General features: G+C 65.1%; 9 protein-coding genes. All 9 read left to right on the top strand.

Annotated features, from left to right (window positions below; translation table 11 throughout):
• The first annotated feature begins 61 nt into the window (after positions 1–61).
• The 9 genes from ACIPZ5_RS25905 (at position 62) to ACIPZ5_RS25865 (ending at position 13,054) form a co-directional block, all read left to right on the top strand.
• Positions 62–3,643, top strand: coding sequence for a glycosyltransferase (locus ACIPZ5_RS25905; protein ID WP_400811349.1), 3,582 nt, complete (start codon positions 62–64; stop codon positions 3,641–3,643).
• Between the two features lie 162 nt (positions 3,644–3,805).
• The gene (gene rfbF, locus ACIPZ5_RS25900) at positions 3,806–4,579 is read left to right on the top strand and encodes a glucose-1-phosphate cytidylyltransferase (RefSeq protein WP_343596138.1); all 774 of its coding nucleotides are present in this window, start codon (positions 3,806–3,808) and stop codon (positions 4,577–4,579) included.
• Positions 4,561–5,643, top strand: coding sequence for a CDP-glucose 4,6-dehydratase (rfbG, locus tag ACIPZ5_RS25895; RefSeq protein ID WP_343596136.1), 1,083 nt, complete (start codon positions 4,561–4,563; stop codon positions 5,641–5,643). The genes rfbF and rfbG overlap by 19 nt, the downstream gene beginning before the upstream one ends.
• Positions 5,640–6,200 (top strand): dTDP-4-dehydrorhamnose 3,5-epimerase family protein, encoded by a 561-nt coding sequence (locus tag ACIPZ5_RS25890; protein WP_400811347.1) that lies wholly within the window; start codon positions 5,640–5,642, stop codon positions 6,198–6,200. Before rfbG ends, ACIPZ5_RS25890 begins: the two co-directional genes overlap by 4 nt.
• Positions 6,197–7,420, top strand: a complete 1,224-nt coding sequence (locus ACIPZ5_RS25885; protein WP_343596132.1) for a class I SAM-dependent methyltransferase — start codon at positions 6,197–6,199, stop codon at positions 7,418–7,420. The genes ACIPZ5_RS25890 and ACIPZ5_RS25885 overlap by 4 nt, the downstream gene beginning before the upstream one ends.
• Before the next feature lie 5 nt (positions 7,421–7,425).
• On the top strand, positions 7,426–8,286 hold the full coding sequence (locus tag ACIPZ5_RS25880; RefSeq protein WP_343596130.1) for an NAD(P)-dependent oxidoreductase: 861 nt from the start codon (positions 7,426–7,428) through the stop codon (positions 8,284–8,286).
• Positions 8,276–9,370: a class I SAM-dependent methyltransferase gene (locus tag ACIPZ5_RS25875; RefSeq protein ID WP_343596128.1), complete on the top strand. Its 1,095-nt coding sequence runs from the start codon at positions 8,276–8,278 to the stop codon at positions 9,368–9,370. The genes ACIPZ5_RS25880 and ACIPZ5_RS25875 overlap by 11 nt, the downstream gene beginning before the upstream one ends.
• Positions 9,367–10,101, top strand: coding sequence for a cephalosporin hydroxylase family protein (locus tag ACIPZ5_RS25870; protein ID WP_343596126.1), 735 nt, complete (start codon positions 9,367–9,369; stop codon positions 10,099–10,101). The genes ACIPZ5_RS25875 and ACIPZ5_RS25870 overlap by 4 nt, the downstream gene beginning before the upstream one ends.
• 55 nt (positions 10,102–10,156) lie before the next feature.
• Positions 10,157–13,054, top strand: coding sequence for a TIGR00180 family glycosyltransferase (locus ACIPZ5_RS25865; protein WP_400811345.1), 2,898 nt, complete (start codon positions 10,157–10,159; stop codon positions 13,052–13,054).
• Positions 13,055–13,074 lie beyond the last annotated feature (20 nt).

The raw sequence follows: 13,074 nt of genomic DNA, 5'->3' as shown, positions 1-13,074 counted from the left end.
CCCCATGGTAGCGACTGTTCTGAATTCTCTGCGGGCAGTCACCTGTCGAGAGATTTGCCCCGTGTACCCAGCCCCCTTAGTCAGTCTCGTCATCCCCGCCTGCAACCCTCGGTTCTTCCGGGCGGCCCTGGCCAGTGCCCTGGCCCAGGACTACGACAATCTCGAAGTCATCGTCTGCGACGACAGCCACGGGGCCGAGATCGAAACGGTGGTGGAGGAGCTGCGCGGGCTGGCCAGTCACCCGCTGGTGTATCTGCGCAACCCACAGCCGCTGGGCTTTGTCGGCAACCTGCAGTTGGGCTTTGAGCACAGCCAGGGCGACTACATCAAGTTTCTCTGCGACGACGACCGCCTGATGGCCGATTGCGTGTCCAGCCAGGTGCGGCTGTTCCAGGCCCATGACGACCTCAGCCTGGTTGCGACCCGACGGCTGCTGGCCGACGCCGACGATTGCACCCTCCCGCAGCGTCTGGAAACCAGCCCGGTCACCTGCGGCGCCACGCTGTTCAATGGCGACGACCTGCTGGACTTCTTCGAGACTCGCCAGCTGAACTTCATCGGCGGCCTGAGCAGTGTGCTGCTGCGTGCCGGCGACTTGCGCGAACTGCTGCCAGCACTGGCGCCAGGCTTCGTGGCCATGCTCGACTTCGTGCTCTTTGTGTGCCTGTTGCGCCGCGGACACCTGGGCGTCACTGCCGGGGTGCACTGCATCGAACGGGTCCACCCGGGCCAGCTGAGCAGCCAGAGCGACATGAAGACCGCCGCCGTCGCTGAAGCGCAGCACCTGCGCGATATGTTCGCCGCTCGCACCAGCGAGCGTGAGCCGTTCAGCGGCTGGATACGGGTGCAAGTCCTCCGGGGTGATCAACAGGATGCCCAGCGCACCTGGGAGAACCTGTTCCTGATACACACGCTGCGCTGCCTCCAGGCGATCCATGACTCCCAGGTCGGCAGCGACAGCAACAGTTTTGCCGAGCTTTACGGCCAATGGCTGGCCTGCCGACAGGACCCACTGGTACTGGCGCGGCTGATGCGCCTGAGCGAGCACTGGCCAGTGCGCCCGCGCATCGTGCCGGTGGTGATCGACAGCGAGGGCGACCCTCAGGCGCTGCAGGTGACGCTGGATAGCATCGCCCGCCAGGCCTATGCCGCAGATGCGACCCTGGTGCTGTCTTGCTCGCCTCAGGCGGCCGCGCACGAAGCTCGCGTCATCAGTCAGCCGTTGCAGCCTGACTGGGCAGCGCAACTGAACACGCTGGTCGAGCAACTGGACGGGGTGGACTGGGTCTACCTGCTGCGTGCCGGCGATCGCCTCAACGGTTTCAGCCTCATGCTGCTGGCCGAGCGCATCGTGTCGCGCCCGCAGATCACCTGCTGCTATGGCGATGAAGGCGGCCTGCGCGACGACGAGTCGGTGGAGCCGGTGTTCAAGCCCGACTTCAACCTCGACCTGATGCGCGGCTATCCCTACACCGGCCGCGTGCTGGCGTTCTCCCGCAGCGCCATCCAGGCCTCGGGTGGTTTCGCGGCCGGCTACCGCGAGCTGGCACCTCACGACCTGCTCTGGCGCCTGGTGGAAGGCCATGGCCCGCAGGTCATCGAGCACATTCCCGAAGTGCTGGTGGAGAGCTCTTTCGGCTATGCCGCCTGGCTGTCCTCGGCGGCGGTGGTCGAAGAGAACCGCCAACTGCTTGATGTGCATCTCAAGCGCCTGGGGGTGGCCTACCAGCTGCGTAACAGCGACGGGGCGATCAATCAGGTGCGTTACCTGCACGCTACGCAGCCGCGGGTGAGCCTGGTGATCAATGTCCGGGACCAGCTGCCGGCGCTCGAGCGCTGCCTGGAAAGCGTGCTGGAGAAGACTGCCTACGCGAATTACGAAGTGTTGATCGTGGACAATGCCAGCCAGGGGGCCGAAACCCAAGCCTGGCTGGCCGCCCTGCAGCAAGTGGGCAGTGACAAGCTGCGGGTGCTGAGCCTTGGCGAGGAAACCAGCTTCGCGGCGCTGCAGAACCTGGCCGCGCAGCAGGCGCGGGGTGACTACCTGCTGATGTTGAGCCCGTACGCCGTGGTCACCGAACCGGATTGGCTCGACGCGATGCTGAGCCATGGCCAACGTCAAGAAGTCGGCGCAGTGGGCGCCAAGCTGTGCGATGCCCGGGGCCTGGTGGTCCAGGCTGGCAGCGTGCTGGGCCTGCGCGGCGGGGTGGCTTCACCATTTGTCGGCGAGCCGGTGGAGGCGGGCGGCTACATGCAGCGTCTGCAGGTGACGCAGAACTACTCGGCAGTGGCTGGCGACTGCCTGCTGGTTCGCAAACAGCTGTTTCTGGACCTTGGTGGGCTGAACGACACGTTGTTCAGCCTCACCTTCAGCAGTATCGATCTGGGCTTGCGGCTGGGCCAGGCAGGTTATCTGGTGGTGTGGGCGGCCGACGCCCGGCTGGTACTGGACCCTCCAGCGGCCGCTGCGGTCGATGTGGCCCGTGATGCCGAGCGCCAGGCCCTTGTGGCGCAGCAGCACGAGGCATTCTCCCGGGCCTGGATGCCACTGTTGGCACGGGACCCGGCCTACAATATCAACCTGACCATGGGCGGCTCCGGATTTTGTCTGGACCCTGGCCTGAAGGCAGGCTGGATGCCGTTCATTGATCGCTCGCTGCCCCATGTGCTGGCGTTGCCGATGAACACTGGCGCAGTCGGGCATTACCGGGTGATCCAGCCGCTGGTGGAGTTGGAGAAGGCCGGCTGGGTGACTCAGCAGCAATACTTCGAGATACCCACCAATATCAAACTGGAGCGCGCTTCGCCGGACGTGGTGATTGTGCAGGGGCGTTACCAGGAAAACTTCGTCAAGGAGATCGAGCGCCTCAAGACGTTCTCCAAGGGCTTCTGCATCTACGAACTGGATGACTATGTGATCGATGTGCCGAAGAAGAACGACCATCTCAAGCATGTGCCTGATAGTCTGGAAAAGTCGCTGCGTCGCGGTATCGAGCGTTGCGACCGGCTGGTGGTCTCGACCCAGGCCCTGGCCGATGCGCTGTACGGCGCCCACAGCGACATCCGGGTGATGCCGAACATGCTCGCCGAGGACCTCTGGGTCGGCCTGCGCAGTCAGCGGCGCAGCTCGCGCAAGCCGCGGGTTGGCTGGGGTGGTGGTACCAGTCATACCGGTGACCTGGAGGTGATCGCCGAGGTGGTCAAGGCCCTGGCCAGCGAGGTGGACTGGGTATTCTTCGGCATGTGTCCGCCGGCGCTGCGCCCTTACGTCAAGGAGTTCCACCCGCCGGTGGCGCTGGAGCTTTACCCGGCCAAACTGGCCAGCCTGAACCTGGACCTTGCCCTGGCGCCGCTGGAGTACCACATCTTCAACGATTGCAAGAGCAACCTGCGCCTGCTGGAGTACGGTGCCTGCGGCTACCCGGTGATCGTCACCGACACCCGAGCCTACGAAGGCTACCTGCCGTGCACGCGGATCAAGACCAATAGCACCGAGGAGTGGTTGCAGGCGATTCGCATGCACCTGGCCGACCCGGACGAAAGCATGCGCATGGGCGACCGACTGAAGCAGGAAGTCTTGCGCGACTACGTGCTGCGCGAAGAGCATGTGCAGCACTGGTACAGCGGCTGGATGCCGGGCTGAGCACGCGGCTTCATGAGTGCGGGCTTGCCCCGCGCTACCGGCAAAATCGGTGACGTCGCCATCCGCACCCCACTCTGGCGCGTTTCCTGCAAGTCCCCTTGATATCGCCATAAATCGTGCAGCCACACGAGCCATGGCCGGTGACGAACAAGAGGGGACAACATGAAGGCGGTAATTCTGGCCGGTGGACTGGGCACGCGTATCAGCGAAGAGTCCCATCTCAAGCCCAAGCCCATGATCGAGATTGGCGGTAAGCCAATTCTCTGGCACATCATGAAGCAGTACTCTGCCCATGGTATCCATGACTTCGTGATCTGCCTGGGCTACAAGGGCTATGCGATCAAGGATTTCTTTGCCAACTACTTCCTGCATACCTCGGACGTCACCTTCGACATGCGCGCCAACCGCATGGACGTGCACCAGAACTACAGCGAGCCCTGGCGTGTCACGCTGGTCGACACCGGCGAAGAAACCATGACCGGCGGCCGCCTGCGCCGGGCCGCGCGCTACCTGGAGGGCGAAAAAGCCTTCTGCTTCACCTACGGCGACGGCGTCTCGGACCTGAACATCGGCGCTCTGGTGGATTTCCACATGGCCCATGGCAAGCTCGCCACGGTGACCGCCGTGCAGCCCCCGGGGCGCTACGGCGCACTGGAGCGTGACGGTGAGCAGGTCCGCGGTTTCGTGGAGAAACCCCGCGGTGATGGTGGCTGGATCAATGGCGGTTTCTTCGTGCTCTCGCCCAAGGTGATCGACTACATCGACGACGACCAGACGTCCTGGGAGTCCGAACCGCTCGCCCGGCTGGCTGCTGCGTCGCAGCTCAACGCCTTTCAGCATGACGGTTTCTGGCACCCGATGGACACGCTGCGCGACAAGAACCACCTGGAGCATCTCTGGCAAAACGGGGAGGCCCCATGGAAGCAGTGGGGCTGAGCCCGGCGTTCTGGCAGGGCAAGCGTGTCCTGCTGACCGGCCATACCGGTTTCAAGGGGAGCTGGCTGGCCCTCTGGCTTCGTGAACTGGGGGCGCAGGTCACAGGCTTTGCCCTGGACCCGGGAACCGAACCCAACCTGTTCGAGCTGGCCCAGGTCGGCCGTGAGATCACCGATGTGCGCGGCGACCTGCGCGATCTCGGCGCGTTGCTCGAAACCGTGGCCGAGGGGCAGCCTGAAATCGTCCTGCACCTGGCGGCGCAGCCGCTGGTGCGCGAGGCCTACCGCGACCCGCTGGGCACCTACTCCAGCAATGTCATGGGCACCCTTCACCTGCTGGAAGCCATGCGCCAGGTCGGTGGTGTGCGGGCTTGCGTGCTGGTGACCACCGACAAGGTCTACGCCAATCAGGAATGGCCCTGGCCGTATCGCGAAAACGAGGCGCTCGGCGGGCACGACCCGTACAGCAGCAGCAAGGCCTGCTGCGAGCTGCTGGCGCAATCCTATGCTGCTTCGTTCTTCCCGGCGGACCAATACGCCGAACACGGGCTGGCACTGGCGACCGCGCGCGCCGGCAATGTGCTGGGTGGTGGCGACTTCGCTGCCGATCGGTTGATCCCGGACGTGCTCAAGGCGTGGTCTGCGGGTACGCCCGTGACCCTGCGCTATCCCCAGGCCGTGCGCCCATGGCAGCACGCGCTGGAGCCGCTGGCCGGTTACCTGCAGCTGGCCGAGCGCCTGTATCACCAAGGCCCGGCGTATGCGGGTGCCTGGAACTTCGGGCCCGGTGAGCAGGACATGTGCAGCGTCGGCGAGGTGGTGGCGCATCTCGCCCGCCAGTGGCCGGCGGCACCGGGCTTGCGGGTCGAGCCGAGCGCTCTGCACGAAGCCGGCCTGCTGCGCCTGGACAGTTCGCGTGCGCGACAACTGCTGGGCTGGCGCACGCGCTGGTCGCTGCAGGATTGCCTCAAGCACACCCTGGACTGGCACCTTGCCTGGCAACGCGGCGACAACATGCGTGCCTTCACCCTTGACCAGCTGAACCTGTACGCGGAGTTGTCGTGACTGATCTGCTGCTGCATGCCTTGCCCCTCGACGGTCTGTTCAGTGTCCAGCACAAGCGCCACGGCGATGCCCGTGGTCAGTTCGCCCGGCTGTTCTGCGAAACCAGCCTGGGCGCACTGGGGGCGCCATTCCTTGTGCGCCAGATCAATCATTCGCACACCGTCGGGCAGGGCAGCGTGCGCGGCCTGCACTATCAACTCGGCGATAGCCCGGAAGCCAAGCTGATCACTTGCCTGCGTGGCGAGGTGTGGGACGTGGCGGTGGACCTGCGCCAAGGCTCGCCGACTTTTCTGCACTGGCACGCCGAGCACTTGCGGGCCGGCGACGGGCGCAGCTTGCTGATCTCGGCTGGCTTCGCCCATGGCTTTCAGGTGCTGAGCGACGAGGCCGAACTGCTCTACCTGCACAGCGCCGACTATGCCCCGGGTCGCGAGGGCGGGCTGTCGGTGCACGATCCCAGGCTGGCCATCAGCTGGCCGCTGGCTGTCAAGAATCTGTCAGCCCGGGATGCCGAACATCCCTGGCTCGCCCCATCGTTCACCGGAGTGTGTCCATGAATTGCCGTGGCTGTGGTACCCGCCTGAGCCTGCCCCTGATCGACCTTGGCACCGCGCCGCCGTCCAACGCCTACCTGCGTGTCGAGCAACTGGCCGCGGCCGAGGCGTGGGTGCCGCTGAAGGTCGCGGTGTGCGAGCAGTGCTGGTTGGTGCAGACCGAGGACTACACCCGCGCCGATGCACTGTTCGATGCCGACTATGCCTATTTCAGCTCCTACTCCAGCTCCTGGCTGGCCCATGCCCGCGACTATGTGGCGCAGATGGTCGAACGTTTTGGCCTGAGCGCGCAGAGCCGGGTGGTGGAGATTGCCGCCAATGATGGTTATCTGTTGCAGTACGTGGCTGAGCGCGGCATCCCTTGCCTGGGCGTTGAGCCCACCCGCAGCACGGCCCAGGCGGCGCGCGAAAAGGGGCTGGAGATCCGCGAAGTGTTCTTCGGCCAGCAGGCTGCCGAGGCGCTTGCGAGCGAGGGCTGGTCGGCCGACCTGATGGCGGCCAACAATGTGTTGGCCCATGTGCCTGACATCAACGATTTCCTGCGCGGTTTTGCGACCCTGCTCAAGGGCAATGGCGTTGCCACGTTCGAGTTCCCGCACCTGCTCTGCCTGATGGCCGAGCATCAGTTCGATACCCTGTACCACGAGCATTACTCCTACCTGTCGCTGACTGCGGTGAACACCCTTTGCCAGCGTAACGGCCTGGAGATCTTCGATGTCACTGAACTGCCCACCCATGGTGGTTCGCTGCGGGTGTTCGTGCAGCGCGCCGGCGGCCCGCAGGCGCGCTGCAGCGGTGTCGATGACCTGCTCGCCATCGAGGCGGGGGTGGGGGTAACCACGGCGGCGTTCTACAACACCCTGGCCCCGGCCGCCGAACGCATCAAGCACCAACTGCTGCGTTTTCTGCTGCAGGCCAAGGCCGAAGGCAAGCGCGTGGTCGGCTACGGTGCGGCGGCCAAGGGCAATACCTTGTTCAACTATGCCGGGGTCAAGCCTGACCTGCTGGCCTGGGTGGCCGACGCCAACCCGCACAAGCAGGGCAAGTTTCTGCCGGGAAGCCGCATTCCGGTGGTGCCCCCCGAGCGGCTGGCCATCGAGCAGCCGGACTACGTGCTGGTGCTGCCCTGGAACCTGCTCAAGGAAGTCAGCGAGCAGCAGGCGCAGGTGCGTGAATGGGGCGGTCGTTTCGTCATCGCCGTGCCGGAGCTGACCGTCCTGTGAGCAGCATGAGCGTGCTGGTTACCGGCGCCAGTGGTTTTGTTGGCCAGCACCTGGTCGGCGCGCTTCTGGCGCGCGGTCATCAGGTGCGTGCCGTTGCGCGCCGCGTGGAATCTGCCCAGGCGCTGCCGTGGTTCGATCAGGTCGAGTTCGTCCGCGCCGATGTGCACGACCCGCAGCTGGACGTCGATGCGTTGTGTGAAGGTGTCGATGCACTGGTGCATCTGGCCTGGCCCGGCTTGCCGAATTACCAGGGGTTGTTCCACTTCGAGCACAACCTGATGGCCGACTACCGGTTCATCCAGCGTGTGGTGCAAGCCGGGGTTACCCAGGTGCAGGTCACCGGCACCTGCCTGGAATACGGCCTGCAGGACGGCGCGCTGGGCGAGTCGCTGGTCTGCCAGCCGGGCAACCCATATGGCCTGGCCAAGCACAGCCTGCGCCTGTTCCTCGAAAGCCTGGCCCGGCAACAGCCTTTCACCTTGCAATGGGTGCGGCTGTTCTACCTGTTCGGTACAGGCCAGAACCCCAACAGCCTGCTGGCCGCGCTGGACCGGGCCATCGATGCAGGCCAGCCGCGTTTCGACATGTCGGGGGGGGAGCAGCTGCGCGATTTCCTGCCCATCGGCACGGCTGCTGGCTACTTGGCCGAGCTGCTCGAACGGGCTGATTTCAGCGGTGTGGTCAATTGCTGCAGCGGTCAGCCGATAGCAGTACGCACGTTGGTCGAGGCGCATATCGCCAAGCGCGGCGCGCAGATCGCGCTGAACCTGGGGCATTACCCCTATCCGGCCCACGAACCCATGGCGTTCTGGGGCGATGCCCGCCGGCTGCGGGCACTGTTGGGAGTAGCTTGTGATGAAACATGAGTTGTACCGCGCCACCGGCTTGCCGGTGCTGCAGAACCGCACCTTCGCCGACGCGGCTTCGGCACGCGCGTCTGCCAGCGCCGACATGCGTCTGGTGCAGGATGGCCGCACGGGCCTGGTCTACAACGATGCCTTCGATGCCGACCTGCTCAGCTACGACAGCGACTACCAGAACGAGCAGGGCCACTCGGCGCGCTTCCAGCGCCACCTGGACGACGTCGAAGGCGTGATTGCCCGGCACTTCAAGGGCCGCAGCCTGATCGAGGTCGGCTGCGGCAAGGGCTGGTTCTTCGAGCTGCTGCGCGAGCGTGGCTATGCCGTCACCGGCATCGACCCGGCCTACGAGGGCGACAGCCCGGACGTGCTCAAGGCGCCGTTCACCCGTGAGCTCAATCGACGTGCCGAGGGCATCGTATTGCGCCATGTGCTCGAGCACATCCAGGACCCGGTGGCGTTTCTGGCCGCCATCGCCGATGCCAACGGCGGGGCCGGGCAGATCTACATCGAAGTGCCTTGCCTGGACTGGATCATCGAACACAAGGCCTGGTTCGACCTGTTCTACGAGCACGTCAACTACTTCCGCCTGGACGACCTGCGCCGCCTGTTCGGCTCGGTCGCCGAGGCCGGGCACCTGTTCGACGGCCAGTACCTGTACATCGTCGCCGACCTCGCCAGCCTGCGTACCACGCTGGAGCCAGTGCCCGTACTGACCCTGCCGGCCGACTTCAGCGCCAGCCTGGACCACGCCGTGGGCATCGTGCAGCGTGACGCCGGGCGCGGTTCGGCGATCTGGGGCGCGTCGTCAAAAGGCGTTATCTATTCGCTGTTCCTGCAGCGCGCAGGCGCGGCGGTGGACTGGGTGATCGACATCAACCCGGCCAAGCAAGGCCGTTACCTGCCGCTCAGCGGCGCCCGGGTGAGTTCGCCACAGGAGGCGCTGGACGCCTTGCCTGAGGGCGCGCACTTGTTCGTGATGAATTCCAACTACCTCGATGAAATCCGCCGCATGACCGCTGGCCGCTTCACCTACCACGCCGTCGACAGCGCTGATTTCACACACCTGCCAACCGAGACCGCACTATGACCGACTCGCCGATCAAGGCCTTCGAAGCCGAATGCACCGCGCAAATCGCTGCCCAGGGTGAAGACCAGGCGCTGCAGCAAGTATCCCGCGACTTCTTCAACAAGTCCGCCGCGCACAAATACACCTACCACTTCTCCTGGATGGGCCGGCCGATCATCCAGCTGCCCCAGGACATGATGGCGATGCAAGAGATCGTCTGGCAGGTCAAGCCGGACCTGATCATCGAGTGCGGCATCGCCCACGGTGGTTCGATCCTCTACTACGCATCCTTGCTGGAGCTGCAGGGCCATGGCGAGGTGCTGGGCATCGACATCGACATTCGCCCGCACAACCGTGAAGCCATCGAGGCACACCCGATGAGCAAGCGCGTGCGCATGATCGAAGGCTCGAGCATCGACGCCGGCATTGCCGCGCAGGTGAAGGCGATTGCCGAAGGCAAGAAAGTCATTCTGGTGCTCGACTCCAACCACACCCACGACCACGTGCTCAAGGAGCTGGAGCTGTACGCGCCGCTGGTGGCCGTGGGCAGCTACTGCGTGGTGATGGACACCGTCGTCGAAGACATGCCGGCCGACTTCTTCCCCGACCGCCCGTGGGGCCATGGCGACAACCCCAAGACCGCGGTCTGGGAATACCTCAAGGGCAACGACAGCTTCGAGATCGACTACCAGTTGCAGAACAAGCTGCTGGTCACCGTGGCACCGGACGGCTACCTGCGCCGGGTTCGCTGAGACACTCAACAACGGTTCGATTTCTTCGGCGGCAACGCCAATGGTGGTGAAGACTATGCAAGGCAATTTCTCGGCAGACCAGGCAGCCACGTTGCGTGAGCGGTTCACGTTGGTACTGACGACGCACAACCGGCCAGCGTTCCTGCAGCGCACGCTGCAGTACTACAGCGACTACCCGTGCTCGATCCTCGTGCTGGATTCCTCGACCGAATCGGCCGAGGCGATGGCTGCCGGGTACCCGGGCGTCGAGTACCTGCATTTGCCACAGTATTCCTATCTGGGCTTCCAGGCCAAGCTGACCTATGGCGTGAACCGGGTGAGCACGCCGTTCATGGCCTTCGCCGCCGATGACGACTTCCTGCTGTTCGACGGGCTGAACCAGTCGCTGGACTTCCTCGACGCCAACCCCGATTACGGCATGTGCCACGGCTATTGCCTGAACTACCTGGCTGAAGCCACCCAGGTCAGGTACTACCGGCGCAACAAGAAAGTCCGCGAGGACTACAACGCCCCGCGCGCCGAGCAGCGTCTGATGGAGTACATGGAGGAGTTCATCCCGCCGTTCTTCGCCGTCACCCGCACCGCGTTGCTGCGCCAGTGGTTCGAATTGCTGCCCGAGGGTACCTGCTTCGAATGGCAGGAAGTCGGCCATGTGTATTTCCTGCTGAGTAACGCCAAGGCGCGCATCCTGCCGATCCCCTATGTGGTGCGCGAGACCAACTACGGCGTGTCCGAACACCAGACCGAGGTGTTTAATGTGCTGGCCTTCACCGACGCCAGGTCGGTGGCCGATCGCGAGCGCTTCGCCGACTTCCTCGCCGGCCTGCCGAGCGCCATCGAGGGACTGGACCATGGGCAGCGGCGCCAGTTGGCCCTGGACAGTTTCGCCGCGATGGCCGAGGGTTTGCTCACGGGGCGGGCGCTGACCCTGGAGCAGCTCTGGGTGTCGAGCTGGCTCGATCCGCTGAAACCACCGGTGCGCACCTTCGAGCGGTTCCAGTACGTCGAAATGCCGTTCTATAACCAGGCGTTCTTCGACCTGCTGACTTCGTTCGAATTCCTGATCCATGCCATGCCGGCCGGGCGCCTGCAGTTGCAGCAGCTGGAGCCGTTGCTGCTGCGCCAGGAGCAACTGTTGCAGGCGCAGGCGAACGACACTCCGGGGACTGTCTGGTCCCGCCTGTGGGATGCGTTGAAGTGCAACGGCTTCAACCGTGAGGTGGTACGCGGCCTCGCCGAGCAGTCGCGCGTCAGAGGGGAGGCCAAGGACAGCGAGGCGATGTTCGCCTGGCTGGCGCGCCTCGAAGGTGTACCGCATCAGAGCGGCCGCGAACTGCTTGGCAGCATGCGTTCGGGGCGCCTGCTTGCCTGGCTGGAGGCACGCAAGCCCGACGCGGTGGCGCAAGGCGCAATCGCCGAGCACCTGGCGCTGCACCAGGGCGGGCCGCAGTTCGGCATCCTGCTGCTGGACCTGGCCAACAACCAGGTCGCGCTGCAGGATACGTTCGACAGCCTGGTGGGCGGCCTGGGCAAGGCGTTCCGCATCATGGTGTTCACAACTGGCGAGCCGCCGATGGCAACCTCGCTGCACAACACCCTGCATTTCATCAAGGTCAGCCGTGAGGACTACGTCGAGCGGATCAACCAGATCGCCCGGCAGACAGCCTGCGAGTGGCTGCTGCTGGCCGAAGCCGGTGACCGGTTCACCGCCACCGGCCTGTTGCGTGCCAGCCTTGAACTGCTCAACGCGCCGGAGTGCCGTGCGGTCGCGGTCGACGAGATTCAGCAGCAGGCCGATGGCACCTGGCGTGAACTGCTGCGCCCAGGCGTCAACCTGGACTTGCTGCAGACCAACCCGGGGCTGATGGCGCGCCATTGGTTGCTGCGCCGTGAGGTGTTGGTGGAGGCCGGCGGCTTCGACAAGCAGTACGGCGATGCTCTGGAATTCGACCTGCTGTTGCGCCTGATCGAACGTGGCGGCCTCAACGGCCTGGCCCACCTTGACGAACCGTTGCTGATTACCCCGGCGCCCCAGGCCTCGGACAACCAACACGCTCGCCAGGCCTTGGTCCGGCACTTGGCGACCCGCGGTTACAAAGCCCAGGTCAGTGCGCCCCTGGCGGGCACCTTGCGTATCGACTATCGGCATGTCGAGCGACCGCTGGTGAGCATTCTGCTGCGCAGCCAGGACAATCTGGACGAGCTGCAGCGCTGCCTGAAGAGCATCCTGCAGCGCACCCGCTATGCCCGCTACGAGGTGCTGATCGCCGACAACGCCAGCCAGTCGCCGCAGCTGCTCGAATGGCTGGCGCAACAGCAGCAGGTGGGCGGCAAGGTGCGTGTGCTGCAAAGCGCCGAGCGCCTCAGCCCGGCGGCGCTGTGCAATGCTGCCAGTGGCGAGGCCAAGGGCGACTACCTGGTGTTGCTGGCGGCGGATGCCGAAGTGGTCAATGCCAACTGGATCGAGGCGCTGCTGAACCAGGCGCAGCGCCCCGAGGTAGGCGTGGTCGGTGGCAAGCTGCTGGATGCTGGCGGCAAGCTAACCCAGGCCGGCTTGCTGCTGGATGCCGACGTCGGCGTTTTGCCGGCATGCGCCGGTGAGGCGGCCAATGCGCCGGGTTACCTGAACAGCCTGGCCGTCGAGCAGAACCGCCCGGCGGTCTCGGCAAGCTGCCTGATGGTCCGCCGCGAAGTGTTTCAGGCCCTGGGTGGCCTGGACGAAACCACCTTCGCCCAGGCCTTTGGCGATGTCGACCTTTGCCTGAAAGCAGCCGCAGCCGGCCTGTTGACGGTCTGGACCCCGCAGGTGCAGGTGATTCACGCTGGTGGGGTCGCTACGGACCCGGCGGCGCTGGCGGCCCTGCGCGCCAAATGGTCGGCGCAGTGGTCGGGCGCTACCCAGGAGCTGGCCCCTGGCAAGGCGGCGCTGGACTGGGTTGGGCTGATCGGCTGACGCGACGGGTTGCGGGGCTG

This window comes from Pseudomonas sp. NPDC089428, assembly GCF_044749325.1.
Lineage (GTDB): Bacteria > Pseudomonadota > Gammaproteobacteria > Pseudomonadales > Pseudomonadaceae > Aquipseudomonas.
Note: the sequence above shows the minus strand (reverse complement) of the source record. Positions and strands in the feature narration are given on the sequence as shown.

Excerpts from the sequence above, each read along its gene's own strand:
- rfbF (WP_343596138.1), top strand. The coding sequence starts at position 3,806 with ATGAAGGCGGTAATTCTGGCCGGTGGACTGGGCACGCGTATCAGCGAA.
- rfbG (WP_343596136.1), top strand. The coding sequence starts at position 4,561 with ATGGAAGCAGTGGGGCTGAGCCCGGCGTTCTGGCAGGGCAAGCGTGTC.
- ACIPZ5_RS25885 (WP_343596132.1), top strand. The coding sequence starts at position 6,197 with ATGAATTGCCGTGGCTGTGGTACCCGCCTGAGCCTGCCCCTGATCGAC.
- ACIPZ5_RS25880 (WP_343596130.1), top strand. The coding sequence starts at position 7,426 with ATGAGCGTGCTGGTTACCGGCGCCAGTGGTTTTGTTGGCCAGCACCTG.
- ACIPZ5_RS25875 (WP_343596128.1), top strand. The coding sequence starts at position 8,276 with ATGAAACATGAGTTGTACCGCGCCACCGGCTTGCCGGTGCTGCAGAAC.
- ACIPZ5_RS25870 (WP_343596126.1), top strand. The coding sequence starts at position 9,367 with ATGACCGACTCGCCGATCAAGGCCTTCGAAGCCGAATGCACCGCGCAA.
- ACIPZ5_RS25865 (WP_400811345.1), top strand. The coding sequence starts at position 10,157 with ATGCAAGGCAATTTCTCGGCAGACCAGGCAGCCACGTTGCGTGAGCGG.